This window comes from Paenibacillus sp. FSL E2-0178, from assembly GCF_038593005.1.
GTDB classification, from domain to species: domain Bacteria; phylum Bacillota; class Bacilli; order Paenibacillales; family Paenibacillaceae; genus Paenibacillus_AQ; species Paenibacillus_AQ phytohabitans.
On record NZ_CP151953.1, the window covers coordinates 497,752 to 517,294 of the forward strand.

Annotated in this window: 14 protein-coding genes; 5 read left to right on the forward strand and 9 right to left on the reverse strand. The window is 49.7% G+C overall.

Annotated features, from left to right (window positions below):
• Positions 1-120 precede the first annotated feature (120 nt).
• Positions 121-4,935 carry a sugar-binding protein gene (locus tag MHI42_RS02005; RefSeq protein ID WP_342422567.1) on the reverse strand — a complete coding sequence of 1,605 codons (4,815 nt, stop codon included), beginning with the start codon at positions 4,933-4,935 and terminating at the stop codon, positions 121-123.
• A gap of 140 nt (positions 4,936-5,075) precedes the next feature.
• Positions 5,076-5,627, reverse strand: a complete 552-nt coding sequence (locus tag MHI42_RS02010; RefSeq protein WP_342422568.1) for a TetR/AcrR family transcriptional regulator — start codon at positions 5,625-5,627, stop codon at positions 5,076-5,078.
• Positions 5,628-5,773: 146 nt separating this feature from the next.
• Between MHI42_RS02010 and MHI42_RS02015 the strand changes: the two genes are divergently transcribed.
• A complete protein-coding gene (locus MHI42_RS02015) occupies positions 5,774-6,664 on the forward strand; it encodes a 2-dehydropantoate 2-reductase N-terminal domain-containing protein (protein ID WP_342422569.1) in 891 nt (296 codons plus the stop codon).
• 5 nt (positions 6,665-6,669) lie between these two features.
• Here MHI42_RS02015 and MHI42_RS02020 read toward each other — a convergent pair whose 3' ends face one another.
• The gene (locus tag MHI42_RS02020; protein ID WP_342422570.1) at positions 6,670-7,758 is read right to left on the reverse strand and encodes an NAD(P)/FAD-dependent oxidoreductase; all 1,089 of its coding nucleotides are present in this window, start codon (positions 7,756-7,758) and stop codon (positions 6,670-6,672) included.
• Positions 7,759-8,145: 387 nt separating this feature from the next.
• On the opposite strand from MHI42_RS02020, the gene MHI42_RS02025 reads away from it, so the two are divergent.
• Together MHI42_RS02025 and MHI42_RS02030 are read left to right on the forward strand one after the other, a co-directional pair.
• Entirely contained in the window at positions 8,146-10,368 is a 2,223-nt protein-coding gene (locus tag MHI42_RS02025) for a radical SAM protein (protein ID WP_342422571.1), read from the forward strand.
• A gap of 31 nt (positions 10,369-10,399) precedes the next feature.
• Entirely contained in the window at positions 10,400-11,686 is a 1,287-nt protein-coding gene (locus MHI42_RS02030; RefSeq protein ID WP_171719589.1) for an MFS transporter, read from the forward strand.
• Positions 11,687-11,884: 198 nt separating this feature from the next.
• On the opposite strand, the gene MHI42_RS02035 is transcribed toward MHI42_RS02030, so the two are convergent.
• The 4 genes from MHI42_RS02035 to MHI42_RS02050 form a co-directional block, all read right to left on the reverse strand.
• The gene (locus MHI42_RS02035) at positions 11,885-12,259 is read right to left on the reverse strand and encodes a hypothetical protein (RefSeq protein ID WP_342422572.1); all 375 of its coding nucleotides are present in this window, start codon (positions 12,257-12,259) and stop codon (positions 11,885-11,887) included.
• A gap of 306 nt (positions 12,260-12,565) precedes the next feature.
• Positions 12,566-13,312: a cyclase family protein gene (locus tag MHI42_RS02040; protein ID WP_341068735.1), complete on the reverse strand. Its 747-nt coding sequence runs from the start codon at positions 13,310-13,312 to the stop codon at positions 12,566-12,568.
• Positions 13,313-13,335: 23 nt separating this feature from the next.
• Positions 13,336-14,082: a type I methionyl aminopeptidase gene (gene map, locus MHI42_RS02045; protein ID WP_342422573.1), complete on the reverse strand. Its 747-nt coding sequence runs from the start codon at positions 14,080-14,082 to the stop codon at positions 13,336-13,338.
• Positions 14,083-14,109: 27 nt separating this feature from the next.
• Positions 14,110-14,706 (reverse strand): TetR/AcrR family transcriptional regulator, encoded by a 597-nt coding sequence (locus MHI42_RS02050; RefSeq protein ID WP_342422574.1) that lies wholly within the window; start codon positions 14,704-14,706, stop codon positions 14,110-14,112.
• A 159-nt stretch (positions 14,707-14,865) separates the two neighbouring features.
• Here MHI42_RS02050 and MHI42_RS02055 point away from each other — a divergent pair, with 159 nt between their 5' ends.
• Positions 14,866-15,624 (forward strand): ankyrin repeat domain-containing protein, encoded by a 759-nt coding sequence (locus MHI42_RS02055; RefSeq protein WP_342422575.1) that lies wholly within the window; start codon positions 14,866-14,868, stop codon positions 15,622-15,624.
• Here the strand turns inward: MHI42_RS02055 and MHI42_RS02060 are convergent.
• Together MHI42_RS02060 and MHI42_RS02065 are read right to left on the reverse strand one after the other, a co-directional pair.
• Positions 15,608-16,537, reverse strand: coding sequence for an NAD(P)/FAD-dependent oxidoreductase (locus MHI42_RS02060; RefSeq protein WP_342422576.1), 930 nt, complete (start codon positions 16,535-16,537; stop codon positions 15,608-15,610). The two genes, MHI42_RS02055 and MHI42_RS02060, sit on opposite strands and share 17 nt — an antisense overlap.
• A 175-nt stretch (positions 16,538-16,712) precedes the next feature.
• Positions 16,713-18,371: a DUF6138 family protein gene (locus tag MHI42_RS02065; RefSeq protein ID WP_342422577.1), complete on the reverse strand. Its 1,659-nt coding sequence runs from the start codon at positions 18,369-18,371 to the stop codon at positions 16,713-16,715.
• A 229-nt stretch (positions 18,372-18,600) separates the two neighbouring features.
• Here MHI42_RS02065 and MHI42_RS02070 point away from each other — a divergent pair, with 229 nt between their 5' ends.
• Positions 18,601-19,257 (forward strand): MgtC/SapB family protein, encoded by a 657-nt coding sequence (locus MHI42_RS02070; RefSeq protein ID WP_342422578.1) that lies wholly within the window; start codon positions 18,601-18,603, stop codon positions 19,255-19,257.
• Positions 19,258-19,543 lie beyond the last annotated feature (286 nt).

Here is a 19,543-nt window from a genome sequence, read left to right on the forward strand (position 1 = left end):
ATAGAGTTTCGCTAAGAGCGGGAATGGAATATCTGTACTTCCTCGCTATGAAAATTTAAACGGCCATGCCAAACAGCGGTACGGAGACTACTCCCCGCACCGCTGTTGTCCTGCTTGGTTCTATAAACCGCTAATTTTGAAATTATCCAGATACACGCGGTGATCCCGCTGGGAAGTCGACCCGATCAGGACGGCCGCATAAGCAGTGGCGTTTCCGTTAAATCCGTCTGTCTGGAAGCTGTAATTGCTGGTACTCCCCGTAAAGGTTATATTTGAGATCGCGCCCGTGGAGGTATCAACCGTATAGGCCAGATGCAGGAAGCCGCTCTCCGGATTCCAGGTTCCGGTATACGCAATCTCGGACCGGACAGATTGCCCGTTCACCTTAAGCGTGATGGCGCCCGTCCGGTTGTCGATGCTCAGGCCGGTAAAATAAGACTCAGCAAGCTCGCCGCTGCTCTGTGAGGGAAGTGCGGCGTAGAATCCGAGTCCCACCTGCTCGGTAGCTTTCACCGGGAAGGAGAGATCCGCCTCGATGCGCATCTTCCCCGGCTTCTGGTAGGCTCCGGAGCTGACGATTGGAATGGCCATTGCGCCCCGGGAATTGCCGGCCGCATTGATCTGTGCCTGCGGCAACGGATTTCCCTGGCTGTTATTCACATAAGCGGAGAAATTGCCGTTCGAAGGGAAGCTTGCCAGCGACCAAGTCCCTCCTGGAAGATTAGCCGTGTCCGGTGCTCTTCCGGAAATCAAGCTTCCGTTGCTTCCGCTGAATCCGTCGGAGATCAAGGTGACTGCCTCAACATTCACCGCCACATTTGCGGTTAAGCCCTCATACGTGGCTTGGACCACAGATGTTCCGGCCGACACCCCGGTAATCACCCCTGCCGCATCGACGGCAGCTACTGCCGGATTGCTGCTCGACCAGGCAACCTGGACACCGCTCATGACCGTGTTATTCTGATCATAGACTGCAGCCGTTACAGAAACCGTCCCCCCGACAGGCATGTGGACTTCGGTCTGATCGACCGCAATCGAAGCCGGTCCGGGGAGGTCTGCTCCAAGCTTCGTCCGGTCTGTTAAGATTAGATCCCCGAAGAGATTCGGATTCTTGCTGAAGCCGATCCCGCTCATATACTCCATCCATCCCCGTCTGCCTGTTCCGTCATTATCATTCACGAGCAGAGAGAACCCGATGGAGTTCGCCGCAGACGGCGTCATTCCGGCGGGAAGCACATCTGACCATTTAACCGCCAGCTCGTAGACGGTTTGGGTGCCTTCCCGGTGGATCGCGACGGATGAATTCTGCAGGTTATTGCCGCCGATGCCGCCTCTTTTCATGATTGCTTGTGTCTCCGGATTCAAGGCGACGATGTTCTCACTCCAGCCCAGTTTACCAGGCTCGACGGGACGGCCCGGATCGATTGCGAACTGGATGGAATCTCCCTTCCAGGCATCGCCCGGAGGATTGTTGTTAATATGGGTATTATCTGTCACCTGAACCGCCAGGTAGAGCTGCTCTGCGTCCCACTTGGTATAGGCGGTGGCACTTAGATCTTCTATTCCTCCCCAATCCGTCATGAGCCGGACCTGCGAGGCCTGATCCAATACGAATGACTCCGCGTGGCTCCACTCCGCTGCACCGATAACTCCGTCTACCGTAATAGGCTGGTTCGACTTGACCGCTGTCAGAGCGCTGATATTCCGTTCGATGAGCTGCGAGAACCCGTCATCCCGGTCTACCTTGATCTTGACAGACAATGGAGCGTCCTTGCTTAGCGACGGAGCCGGAATGACAAGAGTTGTACTCGAATGAGGCGCAACAGGCGCAAAAGGTAGCGTTCCGGCCATATTAGAGGGTTCCAGCACGGTGACTGTTCCCCCATCCATTGGCCCGAGTGCATTCTGGTTGTCAATCGTGACCGCCAGATCCCAGCCGTCTCCGGCTGCGTTAAGGGCGGGAGAGACATGCACAGCGTCAGCTTCCTTCATGAGAACCTCCAGCGTCAGACTGCCGTACCGTTCGCCGGACGCACCGGTCGGGTAGAGGCGTGCGCTGCCGGTGGAGGGGGTTCCCGGGGCTCTGACGGTTAAAGTATCCGTTGCCGGTCCCGCACTGAAGGAGCCTCCTGATACCAGCTGCCAGCCGTCCGGAAGGGCCAGACTGTAAGTTCCAGAGAGCGATTCTGCCCCGCCTGCCCGCGTGACCTGTATCTGAACTTCTTCCCCCGGTGCCGCCGTTATAGCAGAAGTGTCCGCCTGAAAGGTCGGCGTATCCAGCACTGGAGCCGCGGCGAGATTGCCGACGAGGTAGACGGGTTCCTGCGAAGCCGTGAATGTCGTCGTGCCGCCGATCGTATCGAAGGAACGGGCATTACCGAATAGATCTCTCAGCTCTACCTCGGCGGTACCCGTATGCAGACCAATCTGCTTATCGGTGTTTGACCAGATTACAGTGATATCCTGGTTGTCGGACGCACGGTGGAACTTATAGGCTCTTACATCATTGTCCGCCAGACTGTAAGCCTGAACGAAGGTGGCTCCGCCCAGCAGCTCCGAGACGGCATTGAACCCGACGAACGAAGGTTTCGGCGAATTATCGACGTACAGCACACCTTGACTGCATTCATAGAAGGTGTTGTCGGTACAGTCGTTCAGGAAATCGTACCAGTAAATTCGATCGATCAGCTTATCATTCGCCAGATTGGCTACATACAATTGAACCGCATAAGAAGCCGAATCAAGCTCCGTTACCCCTCCCCATTTCTGATCCATCGTCGGCCAGCCAATCTCGGTCAGCCATAGCTCAATATCCTTGGTGAGCCCATGACTACTCTGATAAGCTTTAATATAACTGTCCAGATCCTGAAATTCAGCAAGCGTCTCCCCTTGTTCAGGATTGTAGGAAGGGTACACATGGAAGGACATCACATCCAGATATTGCGTGGCCCCAAGATCGACCAGCTGCTTCAGCCAAGGCTCATCATAGTTCAAGGTGACACCGCCGACTACCTTGAGGCTTGGATTCACGCCTTTGATAATCGTATACGCGTTCTGCAGAATCGCCAGATATTGCGCGGGTGTCAGCTGGGTACTGAGTTCATTGCCGATTTCAAAAGCGTTCACCTTGCCCTGCAGACTTGTCACCGTCTGTTCTATGACAACAGGATCTGTGCTTGTCACGATGAAAGTGCTTAATCCGTTTGCGGCTGCGTTATCAATGTAAGTCGTTGGGTTGCCCGGATTGTAGCCATCCCGGATCGATACCGCGCCTGCCTGGACAGCCAGCGGAAGCCGGATATCTGAGCCTCCATAGGCTTTGCTGAAATGGGTGTTCATGCCCAGGAACGATTGGACAGGTTTACCCGTCAGATCGGTGATTGTTCCGAGATGCAGGTCTTCATGAAGCTGAATCGTTCCGTCTGCACTGGCGGCGTCTACGGATACGGTATACGTCCCTTTGTTCAGAATACCGAAATTCAGCGGCTTGATGAAGCCCTTCTGCTCCGGATTCAGGCTGACATCGAACTCACCTTCATCCACCGTAATATTCGAATAGTCAAGAAGACTGTACTTCACATGCAGGGCCCTGCCGGATTCGAACTGATTGTCAAAAACCAGGTTGACGCCCGATGTTTCCGTCTCCTTGAAAACACTGCCTGTCTTGACTTGTGCCCCGCGCATCGACACGGTAGGGATGAGTTCAGCGGTTACCTTGGCGAAGCAGACCGGTATACTGGTCTCAATCCGGAAGTCGGAGCCATTATTCAGACGGTTGCTGAACTGGGCATCCTCTATGATGTAAGTCGCCTGCTTCCAGGTATTGCTGCCGGTCAGTACGGTCAAGTCTGTGTAAGCGTACTGCGTATGTGATGAATCATAGGCAAGCTTGAAGCCTTTCTCTCCGCTCACGGCGCTGTCGTAGTAGTCTACCGTTACCTTGACCGTGTTTTTGCCGCCATAAATGTAATTATCGGTTACCTTGAAATAGATATAATGCGCGCTGGCGGCAGGATTCGTCTGCCAGCCGGTAATGCCATTGTAAGTCTGGATTGTCTTGGCATTCGAATCTCCGGCAAACGGCGTCAATCCGTTCTCCTGTGTAACCGATCCCATGATAACGCTTACAGGTCCGGTCACCTTGGTTACAGTCACGGGAATGTTCGTGGTGAGGGTGCCGTACTTCGCTGTGACTACGGCGCTTCCCAGCTGCATGGCCGTGATCTTGCCGGTGCTCTCAACCTTGGCGATGGCAGCGTTGCTGCTGGTGTAGCTGAGGGTCAGCTTGTTCATCAGGAACCCGTTCTGGTCCAGTACAGCGGCAGCAACCGTACGGGTTGATCCGATGGGCAGACTTACGGCAACCGGAACCACCTGAAGCCCCGTTGCTGCAGAAGTTACCGCACTCTTCGCGACAGTGATGCTCCCGAACAGGACAGGGACAGAGGTGTCAATCCGGAGGTCAGCCCCATTCTCCCTATTCGCAAAGTTAGCGTCCTTTAAGGTGTAGGTGACGGTCTTCCAGGTGTTGCTGCCTGTCAGATACGTCTTAGGTACGTTATAATCCCATGCACTTGATACGGAGTCGTAGGAGAATCCGAAGATGTTGTCTGCGCTGCCGGCCATATCATAATATTCGAATGTGACCGTGACCGTATTAGTTCCGCCATGGATGAAGGCATCCGACACGTTCAGGTAAATATATTTCCCGCCCCCGGCCGGGTCTGTCCGCCAGCCGGATTTGCCCTGGACCGTCTCTTTGATGACCCCTCCCGGTCCGTCCCCGTTCCAGGCCGTTATTCCATTCTCTGTATTCGTCTCTCCCAGCACAATACTAACCGGACCCGGTACCGGATCTGCACCTGCATAAGACGGAACGACTGCGACAATCAGCATCCAGACAAGCAGCAATGACACAACGGACTTCCTCTTCATTATTAACCCCACCTCACCTCATCTTTAAGGTAATTGCACCTTCATTATAATGACGGGGAGCGAAGGACCCTATGAATATCCTAATGTAAGCGCTATTAAAATTTGAACAAGTCGAATAATGCTGAGAAATCGGCATGGTTTCAGTTCTGAGAATAGGCCGTTACCCCCGCTGTGTATAGGTTGTCCACTAACCTGTGGAATTCTTCCGGCGGTAAATCCTTTTCCCGCTGAAGCCATAGACGAAGCAGAGAAAGTGAGGTTGAAATCTGAAACTCAATCAGGTATGGCTTTAAGGAATCGTTGTGCGGAACGTTTAAATCCAATCTATCCAGGATCATTTCTCTTTTCAAGCGTTCTATAAAATGGATACTGCCATAATCACCCAGGAGGGCCTTAAGGACCGAGAGATATTCCTGGTTTTCCAGACAATGAAGCGCATCCTGAACAGTATAGGCAGCCAGCTTTTTATTCGCCAACTCTTCTTTGATGTAATTCAACAAATCATTCTCAACAGAGTCCAACAATTCGTAAATATCAGTGAAGTATTGATAAAAGGTGCTGCGGTTATATCTCGACTTCTTCGCAATCTCTTGCACCGAGATTTTTTCAATCGGCTTTTGGCTGTACAGCTCACAAAAAACATCTATGAAATTTTGTCTCGTTTTTTCCGTGATTTCGGGCTGTTTTTTCATTCCATACTCCTTCGCAGACAAGATTATCATCCGACACATCCTGAAAAACTGATGGTTGATGAGGGAAGACTAAAGATTTATGATCACATCATACAACACGCTGTTGGATAGTCAATACCGGAATGTTAAAAAATAGGGGGATTATTATGCCAGTGAAACAAAAAAGAATTTTGATTTTTGGTGCAGGTGTTATAGGGAGCGCGTATGCAATCAAATTCTTGGAAGCAGGGGTGGATGTTACTCTGTTTGCACGTTCTAACCGGTTTACAGCCTTGAAAGAGAAAGGCCTGCAATATCATGAGAAAGGTGCCGTTAAAGCGGTACAGGTAAAAGTCATCGATAAGCTTGAAAATGATGATGTATATGATTTTATTTTGGTAACCGTTCGTTACGATCAAGCCGAATCCGCGTTGTTAGCACTCAAAGACAATCAAAGCAAAAATATTGTTACCATGACTAATAATTCAATTGGATTTGCTTCGTGGCTGGATATTGTGGGAGACAGACTTTTACCGGCTTTTCCCGGGGCTGGCGGACAGATTAAAGAGGGGATTTTGTATGCCCGGTTTCCGCCAAAGATGCTATTCGCTACTACATTTGGAGAAATCAACGGTTCAGTGAGAGAACGTGTAAATAACCTCGCACAATTATTGACAACAGCGAAGCTTCCCTACGCAATCAATAAGGATATGAGAGCTTATCTAATTACACATTCCGTATCGGACATTGCATTGCTTAGTGTTTTACACTCTGACCATAAGATTATTGACATAAAAACAGTCAGAACCAGACAAACGGCACACCAAATAACAGTCACCTTAAAAAAGTATTTAAAGGCCATCCAACAAGCTGGCGTCACTATTAACCCTGCTGGATTTAAAATGGTGCTTATATTGCCAAGCATGATACTGGATTTATTCTTTATGATATGGCTGCGGACTAATATGGTACGGGATATGCTTCTGCCGGATTACGCGGATAGTGCAAACAGGGAAGTTGTACAGCTGAGGAACGATTTATTGAAGCTCTTAAGTTAAAATAATTAGCTCTTCAGCTTAATATAGGGACGAAGCAGATAACTTGCTATTTTTAAAGGATTAAGGTTTGAGCTTGTTAGCAATTTTTTGCCCAGGCTGCTATCGAGATTACGGATAATAAGATCCAAGGTCTCATTCGAGAGATGCTCCATCGTTCTGCGCAGGACTAGCGAGTTCTCATAACTCTCTCTGATCGGCTTGGTAAGCTCCTCATAATTACCCAGACCACATAAATCGCGGGCGGCATAAATCCCGGTCATCCAGGAGGCATGCTGTCCGAACCCCATGAACGGCATCATTGCCCCGAAGCAATTACCAACATAAAATGTATTGCCGATCCTGCCGGAGTGACATACCCCTAGGGGGTAACCGGTGATTTGGAATTGGTCCGTAATAGGCAGCGCTTGCTGGAGTTCCGCTTGTACCTTGAGATAATAACGCTCCCATAGAGTTTCTATACCGGTATTCATCTCAGGGAGATCAGGAATGGCAATGACAAGGTTAGCCTCTTTCTCCGAGAATGGAATCAGGTATCCGTATCCGAAAGGTGCGAGGTCATAGTCCAGCCAAGCCTTAACCTCATACGGATCGAATTGGCCCTCAACCGTTGCGCCTTTGACCGAAACCGTCAGATCTTCCCTGAAATTGCGGGTTTTCTTCGCGTAATCGCTGTCCCCCGTTGCAAGCACCACATGCGTATAGTCTGCAAGCAGTTCCTCATACGTTTTGTCAGATCTGTAATGGATTTTTGACTTAACCTGCCTCCCCAGCTGTGCTTCATAAGAATTCTTATGTCTTCCACGAATGTTCGTGAAGCCTAGCTGCCCTTCCAGAATAGCCTGCTCATGCTTCGAATAAAATGTAAACTTTGAAATGCCGGCAGCCGGATGAAGATATATACCGTATTGCTCCGATAAGTAAGCGATACTGTCATTAACGGGACGGGTGAACATGGAGAGCAGCACTTCGGCATTCACAAACCGGTCTCCAATCATATTGCGGCTCTCAAAAATTACGGGTTCTATTCCATGCTTCTCAAGTGTAATGGCACAGGCAAGCCCCGATATTCCTGCCCCCATGATTGCAACTTTCATCTAGCGCTCACTCCTTCCAGACATTCTCTTGCATACATTCTTCCCGTAACAGCAGAGTGAGTATTCATTTAGGCTTTAGCGATTTTACGCAGAAATACCCAATTTAATAGTTTATCTGTAATTATTTTCATCGTCAATCTGCTAACTCATAGGTCTAGTGGTATTTTATAGCATATAATCTCTTTAATTAGCTAAAGGAGGTGAATTTACATGAAAAAGGAAGAAAAAGAGTTGCTTGCAGCGATTTTGGAAGTCACCGAAGCATCTGATAACGATGTTACACGCCAGAACAACGTCAATAACATTCACTAAGTAACTCTCCGCAGCCCATCCTCCTCATTGAATCTTCCAATGAGGAGGAATTCTCTTCATGATGGAGGTTTTGGAATGGTAAAAACTGCGCTAATATACCCTCCGGTCAGCGATCCTACTTCAGGTTATCACAGCCTATGTTGCTTGGCGGGCTATGCGCGGCAATTCGGCTTTGAAGATATTGATATTATTGATAGTAATATAGACTCCTGGCTGTATACCGTAACGCCTGAGCAAATCGGAAGAACAATGCAGTATATAAATGAACGGACTGCACAGCTTCAAGCATTGGAACAACCTACGCCCATTGAACAGATGGAGCTTTATTACGCGCTCAAAGTACAAGGCATGAATTTTGCCGGGGCGCTGCCAGCCGCGCTGCATACTTTCCGTGATGAAACAGAATTCTTTGACTACAGGCTGTATACCAGCGCCGTTGAGACTGTAATGCTCTGGATGGATGCCTTATCTCTAAAGGGCTTTCCGGGGCAATTCAGAGGGTTCAGCTTAGCCACCAGCGGATTTTTCAATGTATTTAACTCCATGGATATGCGCGATACCCGAATTACCGGAGTGATCTCAGCACCTTTCACGAATTATTTCAGGAACGAATTGATTCCCGGCATCATCACTGGCGGTTATTCCCTCGTGGGGATCAGCATCACCTATGTCGCCCAGCTTCCTTTCGCGCTCAGCATGGCGCAGCACATCCGGGAGAGCTGCCCGGAAATCCGGATTATATTTGGCGGGACTGCCGTCTCAGATTACTGGAAATATATTTTGAACAAAAGCGATTTCTATGCTGTATTTGACTCTGCAGATGCCTGCATTATCGGGGAAGGTGAAAGTGCACTGGTCTCTATCCTCCAGGCATTGAAGCACCATAAACCGCTGCCTGCGTCACCGAATATTGCGCTGCATCCCCGGTACCAGGCGGTGCATGGTGCCTCCGCTCTGGAAATCAAATACGAAGATATCTGCTCCTTTCCGGTGCCGGAGTACAGCAAGCTGCCCTGGGAGAAATACTTATCCCCCTTCCCGTTCATTTACTATTCTCCTTCGCGGGGATGTTATTGGAACCGGTGCACCTTTTGTGATTACGGCCTCAATACCGATTCGCCTACCAGTCCCTGGCGGCAATACCCGCTGGATAAGATTATGGAAGATTTGAGGACGCTCGCCGTCACCTACAAATATATCTATTTCTCAGTGGACGTGTTATCTCCGGCCCTGCTGCTTAAGCTGGCGGCAGCGATTATGGAAGAAGGACTCGACATCCGCTGGGGAGCGGAGATCCGGTTAGAGGAATACTGGACACCGGAACGCTGCGCTTTGCTTCAGCAAAGCGGATGTACCGCCATCTCGGTCGGATTTGAATCCGGCAACCAGCGGATATTGAATCTCATTAATAAAGGAACCAAGGTGGACCGGCTGCAGGAAACGATCCAAATGTTCAGCGAAGCCGGCATCGGTGTTCAAATTATGGGATTTACCGGATTTCCTACGGAAACGGTTGACGATGCCCTGAGTTCAGTTGATTTTTTGCAGCATAACAGCAGACACTGGACTTTTGGCGGGCTTGGCCAGTTCATCTTAACCAAAGGTGCCATTATAGCCAAAGAACCGGAGCGCTTCGGCATTCTGGATCTCCGGCCTTTTGAGGGCGAAGATGTCGCCTGGAGGCTGCATTACAGTGAGCAAACGCACTTGCTTGCCAACACTTCCCGTTGGGGACCGAAGGAGCTGACAGAGGCCAAAGCATCCCTCAGGAGCAACCTGTTTGACCGTCCCTGGGTGGGGGGAGTGGATACTGCGCATTCGATGTTCTATCACGACCGTTTCAGGAACAAGGTCCTTCAGGTCATCAACGGGACAACTCAGACGGCAGCTAACGAGAACTCGATTTTGGAATTAAACGGACACCTTCTAGAGGGACATTATTACCTTCCGGTCCACAAGCTTTTTAACAAAAAGAACCTGGATAACATCCTGGACAGATCCGAATGCGAAGGAAAGGCAGTCACCGCGCAAAATATAACTGAACTTCTTGGGCAATGGAAACCGGATTGCTCCAGTTACCCTCAGCCCAAAGAACAGCAGCTGTTCGTCCGGCGGGATGGCACTCTTTTTCCGTTTCCTGTACCCATGATCGAGTTTTTGCGGAATTTCGTACCTGGCTTAAGTTTGACGGAGCTGCTGCAGCAATCGGCGCAGCATGAGTTCCATACTGAGTTATGGCAACACTGTATCTCGAACCGGTTTCTGCGGCTGAAACGGTTACCGGCAGCAGAAGCTTGAAGATCGCTTTATGAAGGAGGTGTGCTATTCCTTGAACCCCGCAATCAGCAAACCTAATTACAGACTCCTGTTAAAACATAATGCCGATTTCCGCTATCTATGGCTGGCCCGTGCCAGCTCCGTCTTCGGGGATTCCTTATACAATCTGGCTATCAGCTGGCTCGTGTACTCGATGACCGGCTCCTCGCTCCAGGTGGGGCTGGTCATTGTCGCCAAGTTCCTGCCGGAAATGATACTCGGTTTATTCATTGGCGCCTGGGTAGACCGCTTGAACAAAAAGATTCTTATGCAGATCGCCGATGCCGTTCAGGCTCTGCTTACCGTAACCCTTGCTGTACTCATGTTCACCGGGCAGCTTCAGCTGCTGCATATCTATCTGATCACAGTCGGCTTATCGATTATGGGCAATCTGTTTGCTACCTCGCAGAGTTCCTTCCTGCCCGAGCTCATCGCAGACAAAACCTATCTCATCTCAGCCAATTCACTGCTGTCCGTTTCCCTGCAAATCACCCGTATTCTCGGAACGGTTGCGGGTGGAATATTGGTGGCCTCTATCGGAAATTCAGGGGCTGTGATTGTGGATGCGGCAACCTTTATCGTCTCGCTTGCTCTGATTCAGCAAATTAAGCAGCGCGGCAAGGCCGGTAAGAATTCCCGTGCCGCCAACGGCTTATCCATCTTCGCGGAAATCGGCGAGGGCTGGCAATGGCTGCGGGGACAAACGGCCATGCTCGTGCTTATCCTACTCGGTACACTCAGCAACATTGCCTTAGGGCCAAGCAATGTACTTCCCCCCATGCTGATCGGTGAGCTGCTGGAAGGCGGTTCCGGCGAGCTTGGTATTTTCAATGCAGCTATAGCTGTGGGGCTGCTTCTGGGCGGACTGTTCGTCGGCAGCAGGTCTCCCCGGAGAATTGGTGTCTGGTTCTCCTGCGGTCTGGGGGTTCAAGGCCTTGGCATGTGTGTGATTGCCTTATCTTCCGCTCTCTGGCCGGCTTGCTTCGGCAACTTGATCCTGGGCTTTGGCGTAACAGTCACGGTGATCCCGATGAGCACCTTGTTCCAGCTGCTGGTTCCGTCTCCGCTTCGGGGGCGTGTCAACAGCATCAGCTCCATGGCCTTTAACATCTCCATCCCCTTAACCTATGGCGGAGTAGGTATTCTGGCTGACAGAATCGGCGTGGAAGTATGCTTCGGTCTTGCCGCTGCCTTGTTCGCCGTTTGTCTGATCATCGGGCTGACCAATCATCATCTGCGCAGCCTCGACATCCAGGCTCCACAGTCATCCCCATCACCTCAGACCAGTCAGTCGGTATAAGTAATCTACATACTAAATATTAACAGGCATCATGTTGGTTTCTTGAGTACACAAAAGGCAGACCCATTTCTTCAGGCCTGCCTTTTGTGTTTCCTTGTTATTTCATGTATTCTTTGCATCTCTTCGTGACCCGGTAACGCTGGTAAGTCCAGTCATGCCGGTAGGACCGGTAGAACCTGCCGGGTCAGGTTATTTATTTCATTCAAATATTTCGTTGAATACCAGTTCAGCTGAAACCAGCCGATGGGCCGGTACCAATTGACCTGAAGCATCCTTTCCCCATACGGAAATTTGAACGGGATCGCCACCTTCATCGATATCCTCGGTCAGAAACACAAATTCGAAAGCGTCAAAACTTGCGAAATAATTTTTCGTGATCACTTGTTCTGCAGCAATTTGGAGAAATTCGTTGATATACAGAACTCTCGTTCCGTTGTTCAGATAATAACCCCGGATGGATACTTCTGATGCCAGACCAGCACTACGGTTATCCACTCGAACCGTAACCTGCTGAGTGGGTCTCACTCCATTAACCGGATTGTTCTCAAGCGGACCTGTCGATAAAATAGGCATTACTCCCACTTCCTTCACTAAGATATTTTTTCATTGCATTGCGTTACTGCCATTCATCACTCAACCATTTGCCACAATTACTGTTGCTAGGGTCTGGTCTGGTCAACTCTCTATAAATACAAGCTGAGTGATTGATATATTAATATTCAGACTTAACGGTTTGGTGTGGACTTAGTGGTTGAACCAAAAAACTGCAGAATCCGAGAATCCCAAGTTCCTCAATAAACAAAATAAAGACTGCAACTCATTTACGAGTATACAGTCTTTATTTTAGCAGTAAGCTTCACCAGTTTTTCATAATCGATCTTAAGCTTCTACTTCAACAATGATATTAATAATCGAAGCGTCATGGTCTTTAATACGAAGGGGTGCCGCGAAGGCGGAAATGAGTTTTTTATCAATTAACGGCGCTGGGTTAATATCTTCATAAATTAGCATCGTCGGCTCTTTATACTTCTCATGGTCTAAAAAGGCATGGTGGACAAAAAATCCGGTTCTTTTGGCTTCCGTCATATTTTCAATGCTTAAGGTATCAATAGCTACGGCTTTGCAGTTTGGCAGCTTCGTCCGGATGTATTCAGCAGCTTCGGGAGAGACGGCCGGGAAATGATTCGCGTATTGTTCGAAATCCGTATCCCTGTATTTCCAATAGCCCGTATTGAAGATTAGAATATCCGCTTCATGAAGCTCTTCGTACGCCTCAAGCATAGCGGTTGTAATGAAACCGTCAGCGCCCAGCGGGCAGTCAATCAATAGCGGGCTTCTGTAGATGAAGTCTTCAATTGGAACAGCATCTATGCCCTTACCGTTATTCAAATGATGCCACGGTGCATCAACATGGGTACCCGCATGAAGATAAATGGTCAATACACTTCCGTTCCATTCGTCTCCTTTACTCAAGCGCTCACGAGGATCTAATTTCACTTCTGGCAGTCCTGGAAAAACCGGCATTCCAGCATAAATCGGGTAACCGATTTCGACGTATTTTGAAATAATAACACTCTCCTGTAGTTTCTTTGGGCATAGTACAAGTTCACCCTGATTAACGTTAATCGGTTATTAAGTTCTAATAACACTTACTGGGCAGTCAGAATCAGCGGTCCGTCCGCCGTAATTGCGATCGTATGCTCATACTGCGCCGACAGCTTGCCGTCTGCTGTTCTTGCCGTCCACTCATCATCGTCAATCGTGATACGGTACGTACCTTCGTTGATCATGGGTTCAATGGTAAATACCATGCCTTCCTTTAACCGGATGCCTTTGCCGGCTATGCCGATATGCTCGTAGCTCGGCTCTTCGTGCAGGCTCCGCCCGATCCCGTGCGCCAGCAAATCACGCACAACGGAATAACCGTTCGCTTCCGCGTGTTGTTGAATCGCCGATGTGATGTCGCCGAGCCGGCCTCCGGGAATCGCCCGGGCGATCCCCAGGTCCAGACATTCCTTCGTCACCTTCATTAATTGCTGCCCCTCCGGCCGGATGTTGCCCACCGCATAGCTCACGCACGAATCGCCGAACCATCCGCCGTATTCCGCGACGATGTCGAGCTTCAGCAAGTCTCCGTCCATGACCGCCCGATTCGAAGGAATGCCGTGTGCCACTACATCGTTAATCGAAATACAGGTTTCTGCGGGGAACCCGTTATAACCTTTCGTGAACTGCTTGCCGCCCAGCTTGGTAATGTGCCTGGCTACAAAGTCATTGATTTCTTGGGTGGTGATCCCAGGTTCGATCAGGCTGGCCACCGCGCGGTAGCAATCCGCCACGATTTGACCCGCCTGTTTCATTTCTTCGATTTCTCGGGGGGATTTTAGAATAATCATCTTTGGTTTATTCGCTCCTTATGCTTGCTAGAATTTCAGAAGCCGGGCGATATCCCCGGCCTCCTCGTGCAGTTTCCCGCGGCGAAGCGAAAGTGAGGCGCACCCGGTCATCGCGGCCAGCAGCATTTCCGCTCGCTGCAGCTTATCCGGTGATTCCGCTGCGTTTCCGCCGGAAGCGGCAGCCCCCTCCGCCGCGCTCCCGGTTTCCAGCAGCGCGGCAAATGGCGTGAGCACCTCCTGGCGGAAAGCGTTCGAGAGCGGGGAAGAACGCCCTTCAGGCAACGAGGCAAAACCCTCACCCGCCAGCTTATAAAGCAGGTATACGGAGTGGTCCTCCGCCCAAAGCTGCAGCAGCCGGATGCTGGCGGTGGCGGGGTCAAACTCTACGGCACCCATCCATCCCCCGGCCCGGTCTAGCGCGTCCCATAGCAGATCGTTGAGCAAATCGCCTTTATTGCTGTAATAGTGATATACCGTACCATACCCGAGTCCCGCCTGCGCGGCCACATCGCGGATTTCCAGTAATGGCCCTTTATCCAAAAACACATCGGCTGCGGCTTTGCGGATCTGCGCCAGCCGGCGCAGCCGGATATCCTCATTTTGTTCCTTCGTGCGTGGAGTCATCTCGTCCATCCACCTCTTTTATTTTTGACCTGCTGTTATGTCAATATAAAACATCGGCACGGGAATAACAAGTATCTTTTTGAAGTTGGCTATACATATGAAGTATGATTAGTGAAGGAGTCCGTCGCGATATACCTATGAACGGGAGGCATTCTAATCATGAGTGATGAGAAGAACATGGCTTACATTCCAGAGGACCATTCGCTGGGTATTTCGGTAATTACTGCGATTCATTCCGGCAATATCCCGTTGCTGAAGCTGCTGCTTGAAGAGAATCCCGGGTTGGCCGCCTCAAGAATTGTAAGGAACGGAGAATTGCGTTCCATGCTGCATATTGCAACTGATTGGCCCGGACATTTCCCTAACAATACAGTGACAATTGCACTGTTGATTGATGCCGGTGCTGAGGTGAATGCCCGGTTTACTGGACCGCACAGCGAGACCCCGCTTCATTGGGCTGCAAGCTGCAATGATGTCGAAGTGCTTGACCTCCTTCTCGATGCCGGTGCCGTCATAGCCGGTGGAACGCCGCTCGACGACGCAGTGGCATTCGCGCAATGGCGGGCAGCGCATAGATTAATTGGGCGTGGAGCCAAAGCTGCTCTTTGGCATGCAGCCGCGTTGGGTCTGGTAGATGCTATGAAAGCTCATTTTGCCGGAGACCCGCTCTCACAGCAATACCCTTGGGGAGCGGGACACTCATCGCCTCCGGACGAGGTGAACGTCGCTTTCTGGTGCGCTTGCCACGGCGGACAACGACACGCTGCCGAATACCTGCTCGGCCGGAAAGCGGATATAAACTGGCCTTCTGTGTGGGACGGCCTCACTCCCTTGGACGCCGCTCAGCGCAGTGCCTCCCCTGATCTGGTACAGTGGTTGCGCGGACTGGGTGCTAAATCCGCTACCGGACTTCTTTGATGTTTCTCCGCCAAGCTTCTGTATTCAGCTCATTATTCATGACTGCAGCCACATATGAACCGGCCGAAGCCGAAGCAATTGCCTGATGCATCATAGATGCTGCATCCCCGGCGCTATAAATGCCCGGGATATTTGTTTGTCCGGATTCATTAACGGCGAGCACTCCTGTTTCTGCAAATTCGCATCCGATGGTGCGTGGAAGGTCAGAGCCCATCGCCAGCTCAGGTTTGAAAAAGATTCCCCTGGCTGGAATCACCGTCCCGTCTTCCAATACAACTTGTTGAACGATACCATCCTTCGAGTCGATATGCCGGATCGGTGAATCGAACAAGGGAATATCATTGTGCTGGAACTCCTGGCGCTGAGCCTCGGTCAGTTCATCCGGACCATTCGTACAAACCGTAAGCCGGCTTGTCCATCCGGAAACAACCGGAGCGAAATGCATTAGGACTGTCCCCTTCGATATGACGACAAGCGGCTGATCCCTTAATTCCCAGCCGTCACAATACGGGCAGACGAAGGCGCTTTTTCCGTATACCTCCTTAAGGCCCGGAATAGAAAACGGCTGATCCTTCATGCCGACAGCAAACAATATTTTTTTACTTGTTATCATTTGTCCTTCCATCGTGCTCAATTCAAACTGACCGTTGGTGCCTGCGATCGATATCACTGTATCCGCTACGAATGATGCCGTGGGATAGGCCAGAATCTCTTCTTGTGCAATTCGCCGGAACTCCTTCGGAGTGATCCCGTCACGGGTAATAAACCCGTGAACCGCACCAGTTACAGCATTGCGTGGACGCCCCTCATCAATCACCACTACCTTTTTCTTCGCCCTCGCCAATACCAAAGCGGCATTCAGACCCGCCGGTCCGCCGCCGATAATTGCCACATCAACATATTGTTTCTCCATAATGAATAGCCTCCTTCATAGATTCGAAATGTCTACAATTATACCGCAAGAAGCCTGGGACTTCTTGTTTGATTCGATAAAACAGATATCAAAGAGCTTCTTTATCCACAATAGATGGTTTATTACTATTTTGCAATGATTATTTTTAAATTAATATTATCTTTCAGTAGTGGTATCAGCTCCGATTGGCCGCTTGGATCAGTCCGGTAAGGTATTGCTTCTGCTCTCCCTCAGCTTTGTCAGCAAGCTTCTGCAGCTTGTTCTTCCCGCCCCAGATCAGGTAGACAAGATGCTCCACCTGGTAGTAATGCAGGCCATGTACCTGATCGAGCAGTAGTCTAAGCAGCCCCACATTTTTCAACTCTCGCGTCATCTTCAGCTTTAATGAATCTGTACAGTACAGCATACACGTCAACAGCACGGGAAGCATCTCTTTGTTAATGCCGTATTGTTCGATTAACGCAGCTGTGAATCTATTCTGGACAGACTGATGTTCAACATCTACCTTCTCCATATATTGAAGGACCAGCGGGAAATATGCCTGATCTGTGAGACCCAGTCCAAAGACCGCATAGCTGCCCGGCATGCAGCATTTCTCCGCTTCTGCATCCGTATACCATTCGAAGGTTTCCATCGCTGCTATGGCATACTCTTCAAGCAACGGGTGTATCTTAGGGTATTCAAGCGCATTCGCAAAGAAACGGTGCGTGCCCGTTTTGGCGAGTCCTTTGAGCGGCAGCCAGTGCTTAACTGAGGAGGTTAACTTGATCTGATAGCTTTTTGGAAAGCCCGACTTCAGCAGATTCGTCAGATACCGGAGCGCAAACGCATAACTCTCCTCTGACTCCTGATTAATACGGATGCGTACCTCGGCAAATACATCATTAGCGCTACATTCCACCTGATCATTGCGTAATCTCGTAACCTCTTCAGCAAAGGCACCGCTGCCATAATTAATTAGCCGTGCAGCCTGGACACTGCCGAGTTCGAGCGCGCATTGCAGGAAGACAAGCCCCGTACTTCTGCTGTAGGAAGGCTCATATTTGAGGATGCAAACTGCAGCATAGATCACGAGCCCAACCGTTTCTTGCCCGGCATTTTCCAGCACAGCATCGTTCCTCTTCGTAAATCCCGTCTGCCACTGGGTTCCTGTGTTCTGGAAATAACGCGGCAGCCAATGATCTTCTACCCAGTTCCTGAGTGCTACAGTGATAGTATTGCGATGCTCAGCCAGATGCTTGTTCCCCTTGTTCAGGTCTTGTATCTTGTCATACACAACGGTGATTCTGCCGGAATCCAAGACGGGATACAGTCCTTCATCCAGGAGATGCCGGGCCAGGAAAAAGGTTTCCAGCGGCTTGGTCGGATATTTGCCGGCATCAAGCTTGTTTAAGGTATAGAGGCGGATCTGTTCCAGCAGCTGTTGCTTCTTCGCCTCATCTACATATTCAAGAATACGAACATTAACAACACCGTTGCTTACTTGGAATTTCCCGTCAAATCTGAACCGGTAATCCAGGACTACCTGCGGCAATGCATTTAATTTATTCTGCATATACGAAGCAAGCTCAGGGATGATCTGCTCCCGTACTTGTACCTCTGTCAACTGCTCAGATGTAGTCTGCTTCCTTTTATCCGGTTCGTTTAAACCAAGCAAATTATCTGTCACATCCACTCTGCCATCCGCATATTCGATAAGAGCGTACCCGTGAATGCCCGCCTGCAGCGTGGTCCGCTTTACAATTTTCTCTGCATCCTTATCACTGATATAGTTGAGCCACTTGTCTATTTCCATTTTCATTTCTTCAAGAATTGCTTCCAGCGTATAATCCATGTCTATTACATGCTCCTTTGCACAGCAATATCGGCAGTCAAGTTATTCATGCCCATTCTATTATTATGTACATTAAATATTAACGTATCTTGATTTACCGTTCAAATTTTAAGAGTTGATACCCACCGGTTACGCTGATACTAGTCTTCAGGTAATTTGACAACCCCAAATAATTATACCCATAATGGAAAGATTCAAAGGGTCGTACGGCGTACGGGAGGGAAACTGGATGGAATTTGAATTGCTGGGCCGGGTATTATTAGCGGGTTTATGTGGGATCTTCATTGGATTTGAGCGGAAGAACCGCATGAAGGAAGCCGGAGTTCGTACACATTTTGTCGTAGCCGTGGGAGCGGCGCTCATGATTATCGTTTCAAAATACGGGTTTCAGGATCAGATCGGGTGGGAGAATCTGTCCGTTGATCCATCGAGAATAGCTGCCGGAATCGTCAGCGGTGTGGGTTTCCTGGGAGCCGGAATGATCTTCATGCAGAATAATACGGTCAAAGGATTAACTACAGCCGCAGGAATCTGGGCTACGGCAGGTATTGGGATGGCCGTTGGCGCAGGGATGTATCTCATCGGCATTGGGGTGGCCTTGATCATTTTTGTGGGACAGATTATTCTTCATGGGCACATCAGCTGGCTAAGTTCACCGCAGACCGAGCGGGTCACCCTTGTAACAGATTATTATGAGCAGACAATGGAACAATTGCTGAATCTGCTACGGAGTCATGATATATCCGTGCTGGCTTTCGAAGCAGAACGCGAGGCTGAACTTACCACTATAGTTATGACAGTGAAGTTTCAACGCAAAGCTCACTTGGAGACACTGCTTGCAGTCATGAATGAGGAATCTCATATTATCCGGTTGCAGGTGGAATAATAAGGCCTGACCTGAACAAATTGTTTATGGTCAGGCTCTTAAGCTCTTATTCTCGAATTAATTATTAAGTTTATCTTACCATTGAATGGAATTAGCCTGCCCGTTAACTTAATGAAGCATCGGCTAGAATCTTTTCTCTTTTACACTGATGAAGAGTTACAGGCAAAGTTAAGCATCCTTGATCCTGTGGAATTCGGGTTAAGTCTTCCATCCTTTTCTAAAGGCAAAAAAATCGCCCTGTCAGCCTAAGCTAACAGGGCGATTTTGCCGATTCTTTCACACGATA

What these genes read in the sequence shown, in the direction of transcription:
- MHI42_RS02005 (WP_342422567.1), bottom strand. Translation starts at nt 4,935, where the DNA reads ATGAAGAGGAAGTCCGTTGTGTCATTGCTGCTTGTCTGGATGCTGATT.
- MHI42_RS02010 (WP_342422568.1), bottom strand. Translation starts at nt 5,627, where the DNA reads ATGAAAAAACAGCCCGAAATCACGGAAAAAACGAGACAAAATTTCATA.
- MHI42_RS02015 (WP_342422569.1), top strand. Translation starts at nt 5,774, where the DNA reads ATGCCAGTGAAACAAAAAAGAATTTTGATTTTTGGTGCAGGTGTTATA.
- MHI42_RS02020 (WP_342422570.1), bottom strand. Translation starts at nt 7,758, where the DNA reads ATGAAAGTTGCAATCATGGGGGCAGGAATATCGGGGCTTGCCTGTGCC.
- MHI42_RS02025 (WP_342422571.1), top strand. Translation starts at nt 8,146, where the DNA reads ATGGTAAAAACTGCGCTAATATACCCTCCGGTCAGCGATCCTACTTCA.
- MHI42_RS02035 (WP_342422572.1), bottom strand. Translation starts at nt 12,259, where the DNA reads ATGCCTATTTTATCGACAGGTCCGCTTGAGAACAATCCGGTTAATGGA.
- map (WP_342422573.1), bottom strand. Translation starts at nt 14,082, where the DNA reads ATGATTATTCTAAAATCCCCCCGAGAAATCGAAGAAATGAAACAGGCG.
- MHI42_RS02050 (WP_342422574.1), bottom strand. Translation starts at nt 14,706, where the DNA reads ATGACTCCACGCACGAAGGAACAAAATGAGGATATCCGGCTGCGCCGG.
- MHI42_RS02055 (WP_342422575.1), top strand. Translation starts at nt 14,866, where the DNA reads ATGAGTGATGAGAAGAACATGGCTTACATTCCAGAGGACCATTCGCTG.
- MHI42_RS02060 (WP_342422576.1), bottom strand. Translation starts at nt 16,537, where the DNA reads ATGGAGAAACAATATGTTGATGTGGCAATTATCGGCGGCGGACCGGCG.
- MHI42_RS02065 (WP_342422577.1), bottom strand. Translation starts at nt 18,371, where the DNA reads ATGGATTATACGCTGGAAGCAATTCTTGAAGAAATGAAAATGGAAATA.
- MHI42_RS02070 (WP_342422578.1), top strand. Translation starts at nt 18,601, where the DNA reads ATGGAATTTGAATTGCTGGGCCGGGTATTATTAGCGGGTTTATGTGGG.